The 18,835-nt window shown below is 61.1% G+C and carries 28 protein-coding genes; all 28 read left to right on the top strand.

The genetic code is table 11. The annotated features are described in order from the left end of the window. Position 1: 1 nt before the first annotated feature. The 28 genes from IG616_RS01315 to IG616_RS01180 all read left to right on the top strand — a co-directional run bounded on the left by IG616_RS01315 (position 2) and on the right by IG616_RS01180 (position 18,835). Positions 2 to 334, top strand: coding sequence for a hypothetical protein (locus IG616_RS01315; protein WP_192145680.1), 333 nt, complete (start codon positions 2 to 4; stop codon positions 332 to 334). Further along, entirely contained in the window at positions 331 to 693 is a 363-nt protein-coding gene (locus IG616_RS01310; RefSeq protein ID WP_192145678.1) for a hypothetical protein, read from the top strand. The genes IG616_RS01315 and IG616_RS01310 overlap by 4 nt, the downstream gene beginning before the upstream one ends. Further along, a complete protein-coding gene (locus IG616_RS01305) occupies positions 690 to 1,304 on the top strand; it encodes a DUF3164 family protein (protein ID WP_192145676.1) in 615 nt (204 codons plus the stop codon). Before IG616_RS01310 ends, IG616_RS01305 begins: the two co-directional genes overlap by 4 nt. Before the next feature lie 10 nt (positions 1,305 to 1,314). Continuing rightward, positions 1,315 to 1,551: a hypothetical protein gene (locus tag IG616_RS01300; protein ID WP_192145674.1), complete on the top strand. Its 237-nt coding sequence runs from the start codon at positions 1,315 to 1,317 to the stop codon at positions 1,549 to 1,551. 3 nt (positions 1,552 to 1,554) lie between these two features. Further along, positions 1,555 to 2,184 carry a regulatory protein GemA gene (locus IG616_RS01295; RefSeq protein WP_192145672.1) on the top strand — a complete coding sequence of 210 codons (630 nt, stop codon included), beginning with the start codon at positions 1,555 to 1,557 and terminating at the stop codon, positions 2,182 to 2,184. After that, entirely contained in the window at positions 2,181 to 2,474 is a 294-nt protein-coding gene (locus tag IG616_RS01290) for a hypothetical protein (protein WP_192145670.1), read from the top strand. The genes IG616_RS01295 and IG616_RS01290 overlap by 4 nt, the downstream gene beginning before the upstream one ends. Next, the gene (locus IG616_RS01285) at positions 2,449 to 2,826 is read left to right on the top strand and encodes a helix-turn-helix domain-containing protein (protein ID WP_192145668.1); all 378 of its coding nucleotides are present in this window, start codon (positions 2,449 to 2,451) and stop codon (positions 2,824 to 2,826) included. The genes IG616_RS01290 and IG616_RS01285 overlap by 26 nt, the downstream gene beginning before the upstream one ends. Before the next feature lie 99 nt (positions 2,827 to 2,925). Continuing rightward, positions 2,926 to 4,152, top strand: a complete 1,227-nt coding sequence (locus IG616_RS01280) for an N-acetylmuramidase domain-containing protein (protein ID WP_192145666.1) — start codon at positions 2,926 to 2,928, stop codon at positions 4,150 to 4,152. After that, a complete protein-coding gene (locus tag IG616_RS01275) occupies positions 4,149 to 4,544 on the top strand; it encodes a hypothetical protein (protein ID WP_192145664.1) in 396 nt (131 codons plus the stop codon). The genes IG616_RS01280 and IG616_RS01275 overlap by 4 nt, the downstream gene beginning before the upstream one ends. Next, a complete protein-coding gene (locus tag IG616_RS01270) occupies positions 4,541 to 4,870 on the top strand; it encodes a DUF2730 family protein (protein WP_192145662.1) in 330 nt (109 codons plus the stop codon). Before IG616_RS01275 ends, IG616_RS01270 begins: the two co-directional genes overlap by 4 nt. Further along, entirely contained in the window at positions 4,870 to 5,166 is a 297-nt protein-coding gene (locus IG616_RS01265; RefSeq protein WP_192145660.1) for a VpaChn25_0724 family phage protein, read from the top strand. The genes IG616_RS01270 and IG616_RS01265 overlap by 1 nt, the downstream gene beginning before the upstream one ends. A 1-nt stretch (position 5,167) precedes the next feature. Next, the gene (locus IG616_RS01260; RefSeq protein ID WP_192145658.1) at positions 5,168 to 5,773 is read left to right on the top strand and encodes a DUF3486 family protein; all 606 of its coding nucleotides are present in this window, start codon (positions 5,168 to 5,170) and stop codon (positions 5,771 to 5,773) included. Next, complete coding sequence (locus IG616_RS01255) at positions 5,770 to 7,416, top strand: terminase large subunit domain-containing protein (RefSeq protein WP_192145657.1); 1,647 nt, start codon at positions 5,770 to 5,772, stop codon at positions 7,414 to 7,416. The genes IG616_RS01260 and IG616_RS01255 overlap by 4 nt, the downstream gene beginning before the upstream one ends. After that, positions 7,416 to 9,002, top strand: coding sequence for a DUF935 domain-containing protein (locus IG616_RS01250; protein ID WP_246476063.1), 1,587 nt, complete (start codon positions 7,416 to 7,418; stop codon positions 9,000 to 9,002). The genes IG616_RS01255 and IG616_RS01250 overlap by 1 nt, the downstream gene beginning before the upstream one ends. Beyond that, the gene (locus IG616_RS01245; RefSeq protein ID WP_192145656.1) at positions 9,002 to 9,796 is read left to right on the top strand and encodes a phage head morphogenesis protein; all 795 of its coding nucleotides are present in this window, start codon (positions 9,002 to 9,004) and stop codon (positions 9,794 to 9,796) included. Before IG616_RS01250 ends, IG616_RS01245 begins: the two co-directional genes overlap by 1 nt. A 119-nt stretch (positions 9,797 to 9,915) precedes the next feature. Then, complete coding sequence (locus tag IG616_RS01240) at positions 9,916 to 10,209, top strand: hypothetical protein (protein WP_192145655.1); 294 nt, start codon at positions 9,916 to 9,918, stop codon at positions 10,207 to 10,209. Between the two features lie 207 nt (positions 10,210 to 10,416). After that, positions 10,417 to 11,562: a phage protease gene (locus IG616_RS01235; RefSeq protein WP_192145654.1), complete on the top strand. Its 1,146-nt coding sequence runs from the start codon at positions 10,417 to 10,419 to the stop codon at positions 11,560 to 11,562. After that, positions 11,559 to 11,969, top strand: coding sequence for a hypothetical protein (locus IG616_RS01230; protein ID WP_192145652.1), 411 nt, complete (start codon positions 11,559 to 11,561; stop codon positions 11,967 to 11,969). The genes IG616_RS01235 and IG616_RS01230 overlap by 4 nt, the downstream gene beginning before the upstream one ends. Before the next feature lie 14 nt (positions 11,970 to 11,983). Continuing rightward, complete coding sequence (locus tag IG616_RS01225) at positions 11,984 to 12,880, top strand: Mu-like prophage major head subunit gpT family protein (protein ID WP_192145650.1); 897 nt, start codon at positions 11,984 to 11,986, stop codon at positions 12,878 to 12,880. 119 nt (positions 12,881 to 12,999) lie between these two features. Next, positions 13,000 to 13,242 (top strand): HI1506-related protein, encoded by a 243-nt coding sequence (locus IG616_RS01220; protein ID WP_192145648.1) that lies wholly within the window; start codon positions 13,000 to 13,002, stop codon positions 13,240 to 13,242. A gap of 33 nt (positions 13,243 to 13,275) precedes the next feature. Further along, a complete protein-coding gene (locus IG616_RS01215; protein ID WP_192145646.1) occupies positions 13,276 to 13,707 on the top strand; it encodes a gp436 family protein in 432 nt (143 codons plus the stop codon). A 1-nt stretch (position 13,708) separates the two neighbouring features. Continuing rightward, complete coding sequence (locus IG616_RS01210) at positions 13,709 to 14,296, top strand: phage virion morphogenesis protein (protein WP_192145644.1); 588 nt, start codon at positions 13,709 to 13,711, stop codon at positions 14,294 to 14,296. After that, complete coding sequence (locus IG616_RS01205) at positions 14,293 to 14,715, top strand: phage tail terminator protein (protein ID WP_192145642.1); 423 nt, start codon at positions 14,293 to 14,295, stop codon at positions 14,713 to 14,715. The genes IG616_RS01210 and IG616_RS01205 overlap by 4 nt, the downstream gene beginning before the upstream one ends. Then, entirely contained in the window at positions 14,715 to 14,921 is a 207-nt protein-coding gene (locus IG616_RS01200; protein WP_192145640.1) for a hypothetical protein, read from the top strand. The genes IG616_RS01205 and IG616_RS01200 overlap by 1 nt, the downstream gene beginning before the upstream one ends. Before the next feature lie 2 nt (positions 14,922 to 14,923). After that, a complete protein-coding gene (locus tag IG616_RS01195; RefSeq protein WP_209007217.1) occupies positions 14,924 to 15,844 on the top strand; it encodes a phage tail tube protein in 921 nt (306 codons plus the stop codon). 26 nt (positions 15,845 to 15,870) lie between these two features. After that, the gene (locus IG616_RS01190) at positions 15,871 to 16,215 is read left to right on the top strand and encodes a hypothetical protein (protein WP_192145638.1); all 345 of its coding nucleotides are present in this window, start codon (positions 15,871 to 15,873) and stop codon (positions 16,213 to 16,215) included. Then, a complete protein-coding gene (locus IG616_RS01185; protein ID WP_192145636.1) occupies positions 16,215 to 16,586 on the top strand; it encodes a DUF1799 domain-containing protein in 372 nt (123 codons plus the stop codon). The genes IG616_RS01190 and IG616_RS01185 overlap by 1 nt, the downstream gene beginning before the upstream one ends. Beyond that, positions 16,583 to 18,835: a phage tail length tape measure family protein gene (locus IG616_RS01180; protein WP_192145634.1), complete on the top strand. Its 2,253-nt coding sequence runs from the start codon at positions 16,583 to 16,585 to the stop codon at positions 18,833 to 18,835. Before IG616_RS01185 ends, IG616_RS01180 begins: the two co-directional genes overlap by 4 nt.

Genomic DNA, 18,835 nt, shown 5'->3' with positions numbered 1-18,835 from the left:
CATGCTTTTAAGCCACGACCTCAACAATCTGGCGGCTTTTGTATCCCTTGAAGCGCTGTCAGGTAACGAAAAGACACCGGAAATCCGGGAGCTGCTGACCCTGCTGGCCGACCGGATCGAGATCTGCGCGTGCAGGGCGGTGCGCCTGGAGGGAGAGCTGGCAGCCGGTCATTTCAAGACGCCAGTCATGATCGATCTGAGCGACAGCAAGGTCACCCTGTTTCCGCGTGCCAAACGGCCCGTTCCCGCCTCAAGTTCAGACCCCGTGATCTTCACCGGGCTGGACCGGGGAGTGGAATGGCCCGGCCCCGGAAACGGAGGAGACGCGGCATGAGCAAGCTCGTCTTTGGCATGCGGGACTGGACCTATGCCCGGGTGCTGGGCATGGCCGCGCTTGGCTATGACCCGGAGGATATTGCCTTCGAATGCGGACAACCCAGGCCGAAGGTGCTGCTGGCCTTGAGGGAGGCGGGCAAACTGCCCGCCAGCCACTACGCCCGCAACATAGCGGCGCTGGCCGACGCCGCCCGGCAGGAGCTGAACCGGCCCCGGCAAGTACGCCTGCCGCCCGTCCGGCTAGAGCTGCAAGACCCAGTCAGCATTACCGCCGCCCTGTTCGGCGACCCGCCTAAAGGCCGGAGCGCCCTGGACATGAAGAGAGCGGCAGAGGCCGCGAAAGGGGAAAGACCATGATTGAGAATGTGCCGGAAGGCTATTGGAAGGACGGCAAGGGAGCCCTGATCCCTGTCGCCAATGTGAAACCTGAGCATCAGGAAGAGGATGCGCTGGTCAAGTCTTTGGTGGCAGAAGCCAAGGACCTCAGCCGGAGACTTGCCGCTTTCAAGATCCGTGCGCTTGGTGATGTTCAGGCCTATCGCGAGCTGGTCCTGGAGAAGTACGGGGTCACTCGGGGCGGACGGAAAGGCAACGTTACCCTGACCAGTTACGATGGTACTCAGCAAGTTGTCGTTGCTGTTGCCGAACACATCTCCTTTGGAGCAGAACTGGAGGCCGCGAAGGTCCTCATCGACCGGTGCATTACGCGCTGGTCTGAAGGCGCAAATGACAACCTCCGCGCGTTGGTTGATCAGGCGTTTCAGGTGGACCAGCAAGGCAAGATTTCGACCGGGAAGGTGCTCGGCCTCCGCCGTCTTTCGATTGATGACCAAGACTGGCTCCGGGCCATGGATGCAATTTCAGACGCAATCCGGATAACCGGCACGAAGACCTATGTCCGCGTCTACGACCGCGATCCTGTCACCGAGGACCGCGAACCGGTTTCACTTGATCTTGCGAATGCATGAGACCTGACCCATGAGCCGCGCCGGAACCTCTCTCGACGATTTGAAACGGGAACGGGCGCGGCTTCTGGCCGAGGCCGAGAGGCACAGGTTCCGGCTGCTCCGATTGCCGGGACTGATCAAGCGGATCAACGCGGTCACCACCGAGATCCTCAAGCGGGAGGCGGAAGCGCCCCGCGACACTCAACCCGAAATTCAACCCCTCGGCGATGTGCGGCCCTGCCAGCACCGCCTGCCTTATGCGGAGTAGACGATGAGCGATCTTGCCGCCATTCACGTATTGAAGAAAAAGGCCAGGCTGGATGATGACAGCTACCGGGATCTCATGGCCCGGGAGACGGGCAAGCGGTCTGCAAAGGACCTAACACCTGCAGAGCGGCGGACCTTCATTACGGTTTTAAACGGCCTTTCAGGTGGCGCTCAAACAACCTCCAGAACCAGCGGGAAATACGAGGCTAAACTGCAGGCGCTCTGGATCGCGGGGTATAACCTGTGTGTCGTGCACCAGCGGTCCAATGCCGCCATGCGGTCTTTCCTGAAGCGGCAAACCGGGCTGGATCACAGCCGGTTCTTGCACAACGAGGCTGACGCACTCAAGGCGATTGAGGGCTTGAAGGTCTGGATCCGCCGGGCAACCGGCAATGACGGACTGTTCAAGACCGAGCAGGGATTGCCGCGTCTCTACAACGATCCTCGCTTTCAGGTGGTGACCCATATCTGGTCGGAGCTGGTCAAGCTGGATCGGCTGCCCGCGGCGAACCTGACGGTCTTTTTGCAGGCGGAGACAGGGCAGGAGTGGCCGGAGCATATCGAGCAAGGTCAATGGATCGACCTGCAAAACAAGCTTGGCCAGTTGCTGCGGGAAAAGGGAAAGAAGGCATGACCAGGATCAAGCCTGTTCCCCGCAAGGATGCTTCCATCGATGTTACAGACCATGCGGTTCTGCGATGGTTGGAGCGGGCACATGATCTGCCTGTTGCTGCCATTCGTGCCCATCTTGCCGGCGAGGCGCTTACCGCTGCCGAACTGGGCGCCGTTGCGCGGACACTTGGCGGGGTGCGCCTCTGCCTTCGCCATAACAGCGCGAGCGATGAGGGCAGCCCGATCGTCACCCTGGCCACGGTGACCCTTTCGGGATCGCCCCGGCATGTCTACCGTCGGCGGAAAGGGTAGATCCATGCAGGTGCCCGCTCACGTCCAGACTTATGTGCAGATCCTCGGTGAAGACCTCGCCGTGGACTTCCTGTTGAAGTTTGGCGGGGCGCCGCTCTATCTCGCAAAGAACCCCAAAAGGGCGGAATATGTCGAGATGGTCGGGACGGAGCGGGCAACCTTGCTGGCCGAGGTTCTGGGGGCAGGCACTTATGTCAAACCGCCGCTTGCCAAGCCCTGGATTATTCATAAACTTGCCGAACGTGGATTGGCCCGCAAACAGATCGCCCGGCTGGTTCACATGGACGAAAGCTCGGTGCGGCGTATCTTTGCCACTGAGCGCGAGCGCCAGGCGCAGCTTGATCTGTTCTGATCTTTCGAAGTCTTCACGCACTCCCGCTTATCCCCGCGTCTGAAATTCCCTTTGGGGAGAGGACAGACTGCCAGCAACATTTCCGACGCTGGCGGCCCCATGAGCGACTTCATCTCACACATCCGCGCCACCCACGGCGAGCGGCTTGCCCGCCCGGATACTCTCCTCGACGAACTCGCCGCAAAGATCGGCTGCGAAGCTGCTGTGCTTGCCGCCATTCTGGACGTGGAGAGCAAGGGCGTGCCCTTTGATCAGGAAGGCCGCCTGATCATCCTGACCGAAAAGCACGTCTTCTGGCGTGAGCTGCCGAAGGCGCTCCGGACCAAGGCGGTTGCCCTTGGTCTTGCCGCCAAAAGCTGGGCAAAGTCCAATTACAAGGGGCTCGGCAAAGCCGGTTCAGACGCCAGGTGGGACCGGCTTGAGGCGATGGGGCGGCTGGATGAGACGGCGGCCCTCCGGTCCTCCTCTTACGGTGGTCCCCAGATCATGGGGTTCAATCACAAGATCTGCGGCTTCTCTTCCGTGTATGACATGGTGCAGGCCTTTGCCTGCCGGGAAAGCGCGCAGATCGAAGGCTTCTTTGCCTTCCTGGAGCGCTCAGGCCTGGCGGAGGCGCTGCGGCAAAAGGATTTCCGGGCGATTGCCCGCCGCTACAATGGATCCGGACAGGTCGAGACTTACGCGCGCCTGATGATCCAGGCCTATGAGGCGAATACTGCCAAGCCGTTTGAAGGTGATAGCGCTCTGCCGGGATCGCTTCGGATCGGCTCAAGTGGCTATCGGGTCAAGGCGCTGCAGGAGCGGCTTGTGGCGCTCGGCTATCATGTGCGGCCGGATGGGGACTTCGGGCCTGCCACCCGGCGCCAGGTGGTTGCCTTCCAGGCAGACCACGGGATTGCCATCGACGGTGTGGTCGGCCCAGAAACGGAACAGGCCCTTGAAGTGGCCGTACCGGTCCCGGATCAGCCGGGCGGAACCCGTGAAAATATGACGGTCAAGGATCTGAGAGAAACCGGCAGCCGGACGGTCAAGACCACGGATACAATCGAGAAAGTCGTCGTCACCACCGGCGCGGGCGGGATCGTTGCCGAAACCCTGGACAGCCTGAAAGAGGGCGGCGGGGCGCTCTCTGAAACGCTCGACCATCTTGGCCTGCTGCCGGATCTGATTGCCCGTATCTCTGCTGTGACCGAGCCAGTCCTCCGCTTTGCCGGGAACAACAAGTGGCTGCTGCTCATCTGCCTGTGCGCCGGTGTCTGGTATCTCAGCCGGAAGATCAAGGCGGCACGGCTGGACGATGCCAAGAGCTGGAGGCACGTCGGATGAGCTTTCTCCTGTCTCTCCTCGTCAAGATGCTGACCGGCGGCACCGTCGACAAGGTGCTCGACTACATGCAGCGCAAGGCGCTGGTCGCCAGTGGTGATGCTCGCGCCCGTTTTGAGGTTCAGCGGGAGCTCGTAAAAGCTGCCGTGGACGAAACCCGCATCATGGCGGATCTCAATAAGGCCAAGCTTGGCAATGCCTTTTTCTGGTTCCTGATTTCGCTCTTTGTCGTACCGCTTGCCATCTGGTGGACGGCGGTGATCGCCGACAGTCTCTTTCTGTTTTCCTGGAATGTCGCAGCACTGCCCGAACCGCTCAATGAGTGGGCGGGAGATATGGTGCGCTGGCTTTTCTACACCGGCACGGCAGCGGCCATGTTCAAGGCGGTGAAATGATGATCGACGGGCTGAAGGACTGGGCAACCCTGGCCAATACGGCCCTTGCCATCGGGGCGATCATTTACAGCTGGCTCACGGGCAAGGCCAAGGTCAACGAAGAGCGGTTGAAAACCGTGGACGCAAAGCTTACCGATCACGACCGGCGCATCCAGGCCGCTGAGAGCGAACTTCAGCACCTGCCTGCGAAAGAAGACGTCATGGAACTCAAGTTGGCTTTGGCGGAACTGCGTGGCACGGTTGGGCGCCTGGACGAAAGCCTCAACGGGATTTCGCGCACCGTGCGCCGTGTGGAAGATCATCTCATGAAGGACGGGGGGCGCTGATGAGCTACCGTGAGCGGGTGAACGAAGATCAGCGCCTGATCATCCTACGGGAACTGTCCAGGGAGCTGGACTACCGGCTGAACGAGACCATCCTCACCGCCGTTCTGGAGAGTTTCGGCCATCGGGTCAGCCGGGACATGTGCCGGACCCAGCTGCGAAAGCTTGAAGAACTGGGCGCAGTGCAATTGGCTCAGGCGGGATCCGTGTTCGTCGCCACCTTGACCCGGGCCGGGCTGGATCATGTGGAAAGCCGGTCCGTCATCGAGGGCGTGTTGCGTCCGTCGCCGGAGGTCTGACATGAGCAGGCGCAAGGGGCGGGGGCGGCTAAGCGCCATTGAGCAGCTGCCAGAAGAATGCGACGGCATTATCGCCTGGGCGGCAAACGAGCTACGCGACCGGGACAAGACCCAGACCGAGATCTACCGGGAGTTCACCGGGAAACTGGAAGCGCTTCAGAAGGAGCATCGCGGCGAACTGGAGTTCGCCATTCCGTCCTTCTCCGCTTTCAACCGCTACAGTTTAAAGCTTGCCCATCTGACCCGCCGCCTGGAGGACACAAGGGCAATTGCAGGCACCATCGCAGAGAAGTTCGATGCGGAAGCCTCCGACGATCTGACCCTGATCGCGGCCGAGGCGATCAAGACACTGTGTTTCGAACTGCTAACCGATGCGGGGGAAAGCGGCATGGCACCGAAGGAGGCCATGAGCCTTGCCAATGCACTGCGCGCTGCAGCGCAAGCGCAAGGGGTCTCGACCCAGCGGCGCCAGAAGGTGGAACAGCAAGCCGCAGAACAGGCCGCCAAGGTCATCGACAGGGTGACGAAGGTCAAAGGCTTCACTGCGGAAACGGTTGAGGAAATCAAATCCCGTATTCTTGGGGTTCAGCGTCCGGAGGCCAAATGAGCGCGCCTCTGACAAAAGAGCAATGGGCAGAGATCCGCCGCGCCAGCGTCGCCTCAATCGAGAACATTGCTGGTCTGGATCTCCCGGAGGTGCTTCTCGGCTACCAGGCCCAGGCAGTGGGGTTGCTGGACAGCGTCTCGACGCGGGCTCTCTTTATCGAGAAGTCCCGCCGGATCGGGATGACCTGGGGGCTTGCGGCAGCCGCCGTGCTGAAGGCCGGGCGGGAGCGCAAGGCAGGTGGCATGGATGCCATGTATATCTCCTACAGCCAGGAGATGACCCGGGAGTTTATTGACGCCTGCGCCATGTGGGCGCGGGCCTTCGCCATGGTTGCGCTCGACCTGGACGAATTCCTGTTCGAGGACACTGACCCGAACCAGCCCGATGAAACCCGCCAGATCGCCGCGTTCCGCATTCGCTTTGCTTCCGGCTTTGAGATCCTGGCGCTTTCCTCAGCCCCTCGCTCGCTGCGTGGTAAGCAGGGCATGGTCATCATCGATGAAGCCGCATTCGTCGACAATCTGAAGGAGCTGCTCAAGGCCGCCATGGCCTTCCTGATGTGGGGCGGGCAGGTGGTTGTCTGCTCCACCCATGACGGAGCCGAGAACGAATTCAACGTTCAGATCCAGGACATTTTGGCCGGCCGGCTGCCTTACGCTCATATGCATGTCGATCTGGACGAGGCCCTGAAGGATGGGCTCTATCAGCGCATATGCCTTGTGCAAGGCCGGGATTGGTCTCCTGAAGACGAGGCAGAATTCCGCCAGGACATTATCGACTTCTATGCCGATGGCGCAGACGAGGAACTGTTCTGCATTCCATCCATGGGATCAGGTGCCTGGTTGGCAGCGCCCTTGATCGAGGCCCGCATGAAGGCGCAGGCGCCGGTGTTGCGCCTGGAGCTGCCCGTGGACTACCTGCACAAGACCCGGCTGGAACAGGCGGTCCTGATGGCGCCGTTCTACGAGGAGCTGGAGGAGGTTCTGAAGGCTCTGCCTTTGGATGTGCTTTATGCCTTCGGCTTCGACTTTGCCCGGGTTGCTGATCTGACGGTGGGCACGCTGCTTTCCATCGAGAAGGATTTGAAGCGGCTGGAGCGGCTGAGTTTCGAGCTGCGCAATGTGCCTGGTGAAGAGCAGAAGGAAATCACGCGCAGGGTTTTAAAGCATGTTCAAAGCCGCTTGGTAGGGGCGGCCTTTGATGCCACCGGTATGGGGTGGACGGTGGCCGAGGACATGGGCCGGCTGTTCGGCCTCAGGGAGGATCCGCAAGGCGCAGGGATCGTCATGCCGATCCACTTTTCCGAAACCTGGTACCGGCTTGAAATGCCGCCCCTCAAAGCCGCCTTCGAAGATGACACCCTGCTGATCGCCGCAGATGCGGAACATCTGAGTGACCTGCGGGCGGTCAAGGAAGTTCGGGGCGTGCCCCGGGTTCCGGCCTTGCGGGAGGGCACCAAAGGCAAGAAGCGCCATGGCGACTATGCCATCTCGCTTGCCCTGGCTCACTTTGCCAGCCGCATGCAGTGGCGCGAATTCGGGTACACCCCGGTTCCCCCGGCCAGGAGCCGGGCGGAAGAGGGACCGGATCAGGACAGCGCCCGGTTTCGGCTGGGCTCACTCAGAAGCAGAGGGCCTTACTGATGGCATTGCTTGATCAATACGGCCGCCCGGTGAGCGTTCCTGCCTTGAAAGCCGAGCAGGGTGGGGCACGTGTGTTTGAAACGCGCGGGCGCAACACCATGCACCCGGCCGCCGGCCTGACGCCTCCGGGACTGGCAGCCATTTTGCGCGAAAGCGTGGACGGGGATCCGGAGCGTTATCTGGCCCTGGCTGAAGACATGGAAGAGCGGAATGAGCACTACGCGTCAGTGCTGAGCACACGCAAGCGTCAGGTGTCCAATCTTCAGATCACAGTAGAGGCGGTCTCGGAAAAGGCCGAGGATGTCGGCGATGCGGATCTAGTCCGCGAAGTCATTGAGCGTGATGCCTTCCAGGATGAACTGTTTGATGTTCTTGATGCCGTAGGAAAAGGGTTTTCGGCAACCGAGATCCTTTGGGACACGTCCGAAGGCCAATGGCGGCCGCAGCGGTTCAAGTGGCAGGATCCGCGCTGGTTCCGGTTTGATGACAAGGACGGGGAAACCCTGCTCTTGCGCGGCCCGGACGGGGACGAACCGCTGAAGCCCTATGGTTGGATTACCCACTTCCCCAAGATCAAGAGCGGGCTTCCAATCCGGGGCGGTCTGGCGCGGGCAGCTGCCTGGAGCTTCTGCTTCAAGGCCTTCACCATTCAGGATTGGGCCATCTTTGCGGAAGCTTATGGCCAGCCTGTGCGTGTTGGCAAATATGGGCAGGGGGCCAGCGAAGACGACAAGGCGACCTTGATGCGGGCGGTGAGGTCCATCGGCACCGACTTTGCCGCGGTCATGCCGGACAGCATGGTCGTGGAGCTGATCCAGGCACAGCTCAGTGGCAGCCATGATCTTTATGAGCGCCGTGCTGATTGGCTCGACCGGCAAGTCTCCAAGCTTGTCCTTGGACAGACGGAGACCACGGACGCCACCAAAGGCGGCTATGCAACGGCCTCCGTGCACAATGAAGTGCGCGGCGACATTGAGGATGCAGATGCCCGGCAGCTTGCGGCGACCCTCAATCGGGATCTGACCCGTCCCCTGATCGAACTCAACAGGGGCAAGAGAAGCAAGTTCCCCCGCATAAAGATTGGACGGGTTGAAGAGGAAGACACGGACAAGCTGGTCGACAATGTGGTCAAGCTGGTGCCTCTGGGTCTCAAGGTCGGCATGGCAACCATGAGAGACAAGCTTGGCCTGCCAGATCCGGATGAAGGGGAAGAGGTGTTGGCCGCCCAAAAGCCGGAGGCTGCTCCCCAAGCGGATCCGGAACCGACTGCTACTGGGAAGGAACAGCACAGGGAGCCGGTTCCCCCGGCGAAGGCACAGGCCTTCCGATCCAGTCCTTCTGCAGCTGAACCCGATGGTATCGACCGGGCAATTGACACTCTTCTGGATGACGGCTGGCGGCCTCTGGTGGAACCGGTGATCGACGGGCTGGAAGACGAGCTGGCTGGTGCTGCCAACCTGGACGAAGCCCGCGCCATCATGGAACGGCGGCTGGATAGTCTAGGCGTGACCAAGTTGGCTGACATGCTGGCCCGGGCAAGTTTTGCGGCCAGGATTTCCGGTGAGGCGGATGAGGGCCTTCACTGATGGCCCCGCCATATGCGTTCACGCCGCTTGCGCCGAAGGACGCAATAGCTGCCCTTGAGACCCGCGGCCAGCGGCTTGACCCGTCGTTCTCCTGGCTGGATGTTTATGCAGAAGATCACGCGGCCATGTTCACAGTCGCGAAGTCCACCGGCCATGACATTCTGACCGATATCTGGTCAGCGCTGCTGCAGGCCTTGAGCAAGGGCGAAACCTTCGAGAGCTTTTCCCGGCAGCTTCGTCCCATGCTCGTCCGCAAGGGCTGGTGGGGTGAAGCTATCCAGGAGGATCCGCTGACCGGTGACCCGGTGAAAGTCAGGCTTGGGTCGATGCGCCGGCTGCGGACGATCTTCGACGCCAATATGCGGGTCTCTTATGCGGCAGGCCATTGGACGCGGTTTGAGCGGGGCAAGGCAGCGCGGCCCTTCCTGCGTTATGTGGCCATTCAGGACGGTCTGACCCGGCCAGAGCATCAGAAGCTGCACAATCTGGTTCTGCCGGTCGATCATCCCTTCTGGGCCACCTGGGCGCCGCCCAACGGCTGGAACTGCCGCTGCACCCTGCAGCAGCTCAGCCAGAGCGAAGTGGACGAACTGCTTGCAGCGGGGGAGGCGCTGGTCTTCGAGCCGCCGGCAATCGCCAGCCGCACATGGGAAAACCAGCGCACCGGGGAGATCCGCCAGGTGCCGGTCGGGATCGATCCGGGCTGGGATTACAATCCCGGGCAAGCGGGACACCGGGCGACAGTGGCCAGGTTGTCAGCGAGGCCACAGACGCAGTTCCCGGTTCCGGCTTAGTCGCCGGATCGAGACCCATCCGCAGTTTTTCGGAGACGTGGTTTGGGTTTCAATATTATGGTCAAGCCAGCGTTCTGGGCGTTTCCTTTCAGATCTCTCTGTGACCATTGAGGGCTCACATGACGCATCAAGCAGCACGGCGGCTTTTCAAGGCTGCACTCTTCACTCATGCGCTGGGCAATGGTGTCGGGGTCATCTTCCTGATCGCCTGCGTTTTTGCCTTCTTCAAATTGTCATGGGGTATCGGAGGAGGATTGCTCTTCGCTGCCGTGGCAACTTTCTATTTCGTGCCAGTGCTGGTCCGGTGGTTGGCCATGAAAGCAGAGATGAAGATGAGAGCGCTTTTCGATGCTACCGAGAAGCAAAGATCCAAAGCCCCTGGGACGCGTCAGGACACCTCCGGCGCATCATGAGCCGCGAAAATCGTTCGCAGCGCTTCTGCCCCCTTTAAACCCCCTTTAACGGCGAAGTCATTTGCCTTTGATCGAGTGCTGTTGCAGGATCGGGTGAGTTTCCCCCAGTCATGTTGACCTGACAGCGGTGGACGGCCTCAGAAAAAGAGCCGCCCCCGCTTACCCCCGCGTCTGAAACGGTCGTTTGCGCTTTGGCATTCTGGCCGCATGACACATCGCACCTCACCCTTCTCCGGTTCCCTTGCCGCCACCACCTGCGCAGTGGACATCGGCGGTTTGAAGCCTCACGCTTTCGATGCTGCCCCGGTGGTTGCAATTGAGAGCGCCGGCGAGGACATGGGTAGCTGGAACAAGTTGCTGCCGGCCGGCACCTTTACTGCCCGGGACGGGCGCGGTCCGTTTCATGCTGGCGGCACAGGCGACATGCAGATCATTGTCGACCGTGCCAAGGCCTATCTCGGCGGCACGGAAATGATGATCGACTATGATCATCAGATCCTTTCAGCGGCTCCCGCCGGCGGAACCGCCCGAGCTGCCGGGTGGGTGAAGGCCTTTGAGGTTCGGGAAGACGGTATCTGGGGCAAGGTCGAATGGACCGCAGCCGCCCGGCAGGCCATCAAGGCCGGTGAATACCGATATCTCTCTCCGCTGTTCTATCCGGAAAAAGACACTGGCCGGGTCGTGCTCCTGCGCAATGCGGCCCTTGTCAATGCCCCTGCGTTGGACCTGGACGCCATCGCGGCGTCTGCCGGGCAAGGCATTCTCACTCTCAACAATCATGAAGGCAAAGCCATGGACAAGATCCTGGAAGCTCTGGGCCTCAAGCCCGGGGACGGGGAAGCGGCTGCCCTTGCCGCTATCGCCCAGCTCAAGACCAGCGTTTCGGCAGTTGCCGCGGCTGCCGGTGTTGACGGAGTGGTGCTGAGCGACCTGACCGCGCTCACCGCTGGTGTTGCGGCCCTGAAGTCCGCATCCCAGGACCGCCCGGACTTTCCGGATCCGGCCAAGTATGTGCCGATTGAAGCCGTTGCCGCCATGCAGGCGGATCTCAAGGCGCTCAAGGAAGGCATTGGCAAGGATAGAGCCGAAGCTGCGGTCGATACCGCGATCAAGGAAGGCCGTTTGTCTCCCGCAATGCGCGACTGGGGATTGGCACTGGCAGCAAAGGATTTTGCGTCCTTTGAAGCCTTCGCCACCGGCGCACCATCGCTGACCAAGGCGCAGCTCGGCACGGATGCGGGCAAGCCTGGCACCGACGCTGCTGCTCTCAGTGCCGGCGAAGCACTGATCTGCAAGCAGATGGGCCTTACCACGGAGGCTTTTCTTGCCTCCAAGAAGGAGCTTGAGGCATGAGCGCGCTCACAACAGACCGGCGCACGCCGGAACGGTCCGGCGACCGCCGGGACTTGCCCGTGAAGGGCGCCACCAAGATCTACGCCGGGTCTTTGGTCGCCGTGAATGCCAGTGATCTGCTGGTGCCCATGGCAACGGCCACAGGTCTTCGCGGCATCGGCCGGGCTGAGGAACGGGTGGACAATTCCACCGGCGCGGACGGCGACCAGACCTGCAAGACAGGAGCGGGGATCTACCGCTTCAACAACTCGCCAGCCGCCGATCTCATCACACTCGCCGACATCGGCAAGCCTTGCTACGGCGTAGATGACCAGACGGTCGCCCTGACCGATGGCACCGGCACCCGGTCCGTTGCGGGCAACATCTTTGACGTGGACGCCCAGGGCGTCTGGGTCGACTTCCGCTAACCGGGGGCACCTCCATGGACATCAACAGCGCTAATCTGCAAACCGCCTATGTCGGTTTCAATGCCGCCTTCCAAAGCGGTCTGCTTGAGGCCACCAGCATGGCAAGCCGGGTGGCGACCACGGTCCCTTCGAGCACCAAGGAGAACGAATACGGCTGGCTCGGCAAGTTCCCACGCTTCCGGGAATGGATCGGCGACCGTGTCATCAACTCTCTGGCCAAGCACGGCTACTCGATCAAGAACAAGCCGTTCGAGTTGACGGTCGAAGTCGACCGCGACGACTTCGAGGACGACAACCTTGGCATCTATACGCCCATGTTCCGCGATCTCGGCATGTCGTCCACGACCTTCCCGGATGACCTGATCTGGCCTCTCCTGATGGCTGGGTTCACCACCAAGTGCTACGACGGCCAGAATTTCTTCGACACCGATCACCCTGTTCTGGACAAGGACGGCAACGAGACTTCCGTCGCCAATACGGATGGCGGGAGCGGGACGGCCTGGTTCCTTATGGATGTCTCCCGGCCGCTGAAGCCGCTGATCTTCCAGGACCGCAAGACGCCGAACAAGCTGATCCGGATGGACAAGGAAGACGACACCAACGTCTTCATGAAGAAGCAGTTCATCTATGGCCTGGATGGGCGTGCAGAAGCAGGCTTCGGCTTTTGGCAAATGGCCTGGGGATCCAAGCAGACGCTGAATGCGGCCAATTATGAAGTGGCCCGTGTCGGCCTTGGCAGCCTCAAGGCTGACTTCGGCAAGCCCCTGGCGATCAATCCCCGCCTGCTCGTCGTGCCGCCTTCCCTGGAAAAGGCCGCAAACCAGATCGTTCGCAGCGTTCTGATCAACGGCGGCGAGACGAACCCCTGGGCCGGTACCGCCGAAGTGCTTGTCGTTCCCTGGCTGGCATAAGGCCGCCAGCCGAGCGGCCCTTCAATTCTACCCCTGCCGCGCAGCTGTCGCGGCGGGTGTTTCAAGCGGTTCTGACCGACCGTTTCAAACACCTTTTAAAGATCAAGTGGAGACCCAAGATGACCACTCCCAAGATCCCGGAAACGGGCAAGGACGATGCGAAAGAAAAGGCCGGTGCTTCCAAGGCCAAGGCGGGCGAGCGTGCTGGTGGTCTGCGGATCTCGGCCAAGCGGGAGGGCGGTATCCGCCGCGCCGGCGTGCGCCATTCGTTTGAGGCGACCGATCATCCCGAGGGAACCTTCACGGCCAAGGAGATCGAGCAGCTGAAGGCCGATCCCGATCTGGTGGTCGTCGAGATCTGAGCGGCCACCCGTAACGCATCGAGGCACTGACCCATGCCATACGCGACGCAACAGGACATGACGGACCGGTATGGTGCGGACGAGCTTGTTCAGCTGACCGATCGCGCCAATGTGCCAGCCAGCACGGTGGATACCGCTGTCGTTGCTTCGGTCCTGGGCGATGCCTCGGCCACCATCGACAGCTATCTCGGCGGACGTTACGCCCTGCCGCTGTCCGTTGTGCCGCAAGCTCTGACCCGGATCTGTTGCGAACTTGCCCGCTATCATCTTTGGGGCAATCAGGCCGAAAAGGACAGTGCCGTTACACGCAACCATGAGGAGGCTCTTGCCTGGCTGGTCAGCGTTGCCAAGGGCACCGTCAAGCTGGATGCGGCGGGGCTTGCGCCGGCGCAGTCCGGATCCGGTGTTGTGCTGGCGGAGGGGCCGGACCGGCAGTTCACCCGCAGCAGTATGAAGGGGTGGTGAGATGAATGTCACCGGCCTTTCCATTGCCGACGAGGCTATCCAGGCTGCTTTGGACAAGGTGGCTGCCAAGGGCGGAGATACGGCTCCGATGATGGCAGACATCGAGGGCGCGATGCTTTTCGACGTTCAGCGCCGGTTTGAAACCGAAACAGATCCGGCTGGGCAGTCCTGGCAGCGGATGAGCAAGCGGACAGCTGCGTCTCGCGCCAGGCGCAAGCGGCGGAAAGCCGACGATGAAACGCCTGTGACACCGAAGCTGCTGCGCGACACAAACCGGCTCTACAGCTCCATTCAAGGCCATAGTGGAGAAGGCTTTGCCGAAGTGGGTACAAATCTGGCCTATGCCCGCATTCATCAGGAAGGCGGTGTGATCGAGCAATATCCGCATAGCCGGAAGGTCAGGTTCCGCAAGGTCGAAGGCCGCATCCTGTTCGCCAGAAAAGCGCACAAGCGGGCCTTCGAAAAGCCGGTCACCTACGGGGCTCGAACCATCACCATTCCGGCCCGGCCCTATCTCGGCTTTTCCGATGCGGTTCGGGCCAAGATCCTCGGGATCATTGAAGAGCATTTCGGGGAGGGTCTGCAATGAGCCTGGTCGCAAGCTTTCAGGCACGGCTATCTGCGGCCGGAAGCCTGTTCCGGCAAGTGGCGGGCTCCTATGAGTTTGCCAACCTGGACAAGAAGGCCAAAGCCAGCCCAGCCGCCTTCGTGATGGTCCGGGAAGATGCCTCCGGGGACAATGAGCGACTGAATGGGCCAGTGTTCCAGAGGGTGGAAACGGATGTCGCCGTTCTGATCAGGGTGACCAGTCTGGCGGGCAATGCTGGGGCCGTGACCGATATCGAGACCCTGAAGGCCCATGCGAGGGGACGGCTGCTCGGGTTTGTTCCGGATGGGTGTGACGAGCCGGTTACCCACATCAGCGGCGCGCTGGTCAAGGCCTCCGGCGGAGAGGTCTGGTGGGAGGATGTCTTTTCCGCTCCCCAGTACATCGAGGAGCAGGCGTGATGAACCCAAAGGATGAGACCTATCAAGCCCGCCTGGGCGGCCGCTACATCCGCGACCCGGAAACGGGTGAGCGTGTTCTGGATGCGGCAGAGGCTGGTCTGAATTCGCGAGATCCCGGCAACGGCGGGCAGAGCCAGTCAGATGAAGCCCCGCAAGCGCAACCCCGCAAACAGGCAAGCAATCACGCCGCAAGAAAGGGCAAATAGCCATGCGCAAGTTCAAGAAACTCGCCTGCCTTGCGAAGATCGAAACGGTCTATGGCACGGACAGCGTGCCAGTCGCTGCCAATGCGATCCAGCTGACGGATGTCACCCTGACGCCTATGGCAGGTGAAGACGTGTCCCGGGATCTGCTTCTGCCTTACCTGGGACACCAGGGCATTGAGCTGACCGGCAATTACCTGCAACTGGAGTTCGCTGTCGAATGCGCCGGCGCAGGGGCTGCGGGAACGGTTCCGGGCTATGGCGCATTGCTGCGTGCTTGCGGTCTTTCGGAGACGATCACGGCAGGCGTTTCGGTGGTCTATGAACCTGTGTCTGCCGGTGAGGAAGCCGTCTCGATCTATTTCAACCAGGATGGTGTGCGCCATGTGGCTCTTGGCTGCCGGGGCACGTTCCAGCTGGAGTTTGCTCCCCGTCAGATCCCCCGGTTCCGCTTCCGGATCATGGGCCTTCTTGGCTCGATTTCCGACCAGGCGTTGCCAGCGGCAACATTCACGGCCTTCCAGAAACCTGAGCCTGTGTCCAAGGCCAAGACAAGCCTGTCCTTGCATGGAGCACCGCGGATAGCAGAGAGCGTTTCCATCGACCTTGGTGTCCAGATCGAGCCGCGGTTTCTGATCGGTGATGAGCGCATGCAGCTGACCGACCGGCAGAGCACTGGCGCTGCCGTTGTCGAAGCCAAGTCCATGGCAACGATCAATTGGTTCGAGGTGGCGCAGGCAAAGACCTTCGGTGCGCTGCAGGTGGTTCACGGGACGGCAGCAGGTCATATCGTCCAGCTGGACGCTCCCAAGGTACAGATCGGCCGGCCAAGCCAGGGGCAGAGCCAGAATATCCTCAATTACTCGCTGCCCCTGATGTTCGTGCCAGACAGCGGTGACGACGAGCTGGCCATCACCATCAAGTAGCTCTGTTTTGGGAACAGGAGACAGCTATGCAGTTCCGACTGTCAGACACCTATGCATTCTGGTGGCCCGTAACGGTGAGGCTGCCCGATCCGGAGAAATCCGGCCAGATCATGGATCAGTCCTTTGAGGCCCGGTTCCTGATGATCGGCGGCGACCGGCTCGCTGCGCTGGATGGTGAAGGCGCGAAAGGCCATGCGGTTCTCAAGGAGGTCTGGATCGGCTGGCGCGGGGTTGAAGATGAGGAGGGCGGGGAAGCCAGCTTTACCCCGGAAGCCCGTGACCGGTGTCTCGACTATGCCCATGTGCGCCTGGCGCTTTACACCGCCTATCTTGAAGCCAGCAGCGGACAGGCGGCACGGGTAAAAAACTGATGTCGGCTGCCCGGGCCTGGGCGTTCGCCCGGCGCGGCCTTTCCGATCCGCAATGCGCTTTGTCACTTGATGATGGAACGGCCAGAGACTTTGCGGCCCTGGGCGTTGCCGTCCCTGAAGCTGAAATCAGCCATGCAGACTGTTTTGAAGTTTGGCGCTGCAACTGGCGGGCGGTTTCGATTTTCCTGCTGCTGGAAACCCAGTGGCGGGTGGTCAGTGGCCCGGGAGGTCTGGCGTTTCTCGGGCTGGATTACTCCGCCGCCAAAGCCGTTGTGCAAGGCCGCAGCCGGCGGGCCTGGGCAAGACTGCTTTCAGATCTGCGCATCCTGGAGGCAGAGGCACTGCCTATCCTGAATGGGGAGCCTTCATGACCTTGCAGTTGAAGATGCTGGCGAGCCTGGATGCAAGCGGCGTGGAACGGGGCGCACGGGCAGCCCAGAGCCATTTGCGGCTCGTGAGCAATGAAGCTGAGAAAACCGGAGCCAGGCTCTCGCAGGCGCTCGATGCGCAATTAGGGATCGGTTCCGGCTCGTCGGCATCCGATCGTGCCAGGGACATCGAGGCCTATGGAACCCAGCTGGATGATCTGCGGGCGAAGTTTAATCCGCTCTATGCCTTGCAAAGGCGCTACGAGGCCAGCGTCAAGGAAATCGCCGAGGCTCATAAAGTTGGAGCCATCAGCGCCCAAGAGGCGGCGAGCGCGACGGCGCAGGCAACAGGTGTCTATCGCGTACAACAGGCTGCCCTTGCCGGGTCGGCGCAGGTGCTGGGGCAACTGGGGTCTTCCAGCAAGCTTGCCGCCAGTGAGGTCAACATTCTGGGCCAGCAGTTTGCGGATGCGGGCATCCAGATTGCATCGGGACAATCGATCTTCACCGCCATCCTGCAGCAAGGCAGCCAGGTTCAGTTCATGCTTGGATCCAAGGGCGTCAACACAATCGGCGGTGCCATTGGAATTCTGAAACAGGGATTGATTGGCTTCCTGAACCCGATCAACCTTGCTCTGGTTGGGCTTGCTGGAACGGCGGCAGCAGCTTCGGCGTTGTATCGGGCTGTCGCCAATGACGAGACGGCCGAGGATGCGCTGGAGAACCAGAATGAGCTGATCCAGCAAATGGCGGATCGCTACAAGGACGTGAAGCTGGCCCTTGATCTTCTGGACCGCTCGCCAACCCGGACAACGATCACACTGGATACCGACCAGCTGGAACAGCGCCGGGAAACCTTGCTCAAGCTGATTTCCGAGATCGAGACCAGTGTTCAGCGCAGCCTGAACCTTGAAGCTAATGCATTGACGGCTTTGGCCGAACCTCTGACGGCAGATGCGGCACTCTTTCGGGAGTTTCAGGGAGAGCTGAGAGCCGCATCAAATGAGTTCGTGAATGCTGAGACCGGAGCGGATCAGCTGATTGCCCGGCTGGTTGAGTTGGCCAGGACCGCGCCCGATACGGAAAGCGAAGCTGCAATCCGAACGATCATCGCCGAGGCTCGAACCGCAGACACCGGTCTTTTTGATCTCGTCAAGCGCTTGAACGAGGTCGAGGCTGCATTGCGCGGGGTGGATGCGGCCGCCAGTGCAATCGGTTCTGTTTCCACGGCTGCCAATGGGCGTGTTGGAGCTGCCTTTTCGATCTTTGAAGAACAGGCCGCAAAGGAGCGGCTGGCGGCAGAACTTGGCCGCGGGCAGAAAAAGTCCGCGGGAAAGACGGACCGCACTGAGGAGCGGACACGGGATTTCATTGAAGGCCAGGATGAGGAACTTGCCCGGCTGAAGCTTGAAACCCAGCTGATCGGGGCAGGGGACGCAGCGAGAGCCCGGGCGCTTGCGACCCTTGAGGCTGAGATCCGGATCCGGAACCTGGGGATTGATGCGCTTGGTGCGGAGGCGCAGACCATCCGCGACAATGCGCAGGCGATCACTGAAAGCAGTCTGACCCTCGATCAGAACCGGCAGGCCTGGGAGACCGTGCAATCGGCGGGAGAAAGCGCGATCGATGCGCTGGTCGACAAGCTTTCAAACGGTGATCTTGCCGGGGCCATTCAATCGATAATTTCGAACCTATCCCAGCTTGTCCTGATGCTGGGAGCAGTCAATCCGCTGAAGAATGCGCTCCTAGGCACCAGCCTTCCGACCCTGTCTTCCTCCGGTGGGTTGGTGTCCGGCCTCCTTGGAGGCACGAGCATTGGGCTGTCCTCGGCGCTCAATGCCGCAACCTTCGGGCTTTACAATACCGGCGGTGCAACAGCTACAGGCAACGACAATGACATTGCCGGGTTCGTGCATCGCAATGAATATGTCTTCGATGCCCGTTCGGTGCGCGCCATTGGCGTTCCCGTTCTGGAAGCCATCCGCAAGGGTGCGCTCCAGGGCTATCGAACAGGAGGGTTGGTGTCCGGCGGTGTTGCGACAACCAGCGCCATGAGCCTGCCCGGATCCGGTGGCGGCCGTGTTGCAGGAGGTTCGGCCGGCAGCTGGCCCACAAGGGAAGAGACGCAGAACGGATCAGGCGGCGTCATCATCAACATCACCACACAGGATGCACAGAGCTTCAGAGCATCCCGAACCCAGATCGCAAGCGAATTTGCGCGGCTGACGGCCCGCGGTCAGCGCGGGGTCTAG

The organism is Roseibium litorale (assembly GCF_014842915.1).
Classification (GTDB): domain Bacteria; phylum Pseudomonadota; class Alphaproteobacteria; order Rhizobiales; family Stappiaceae; genus Roseibium; species Roseibium litorale.
This window is presented reverse-complemented; position numbering and strand designations above follow the sequence as displayed.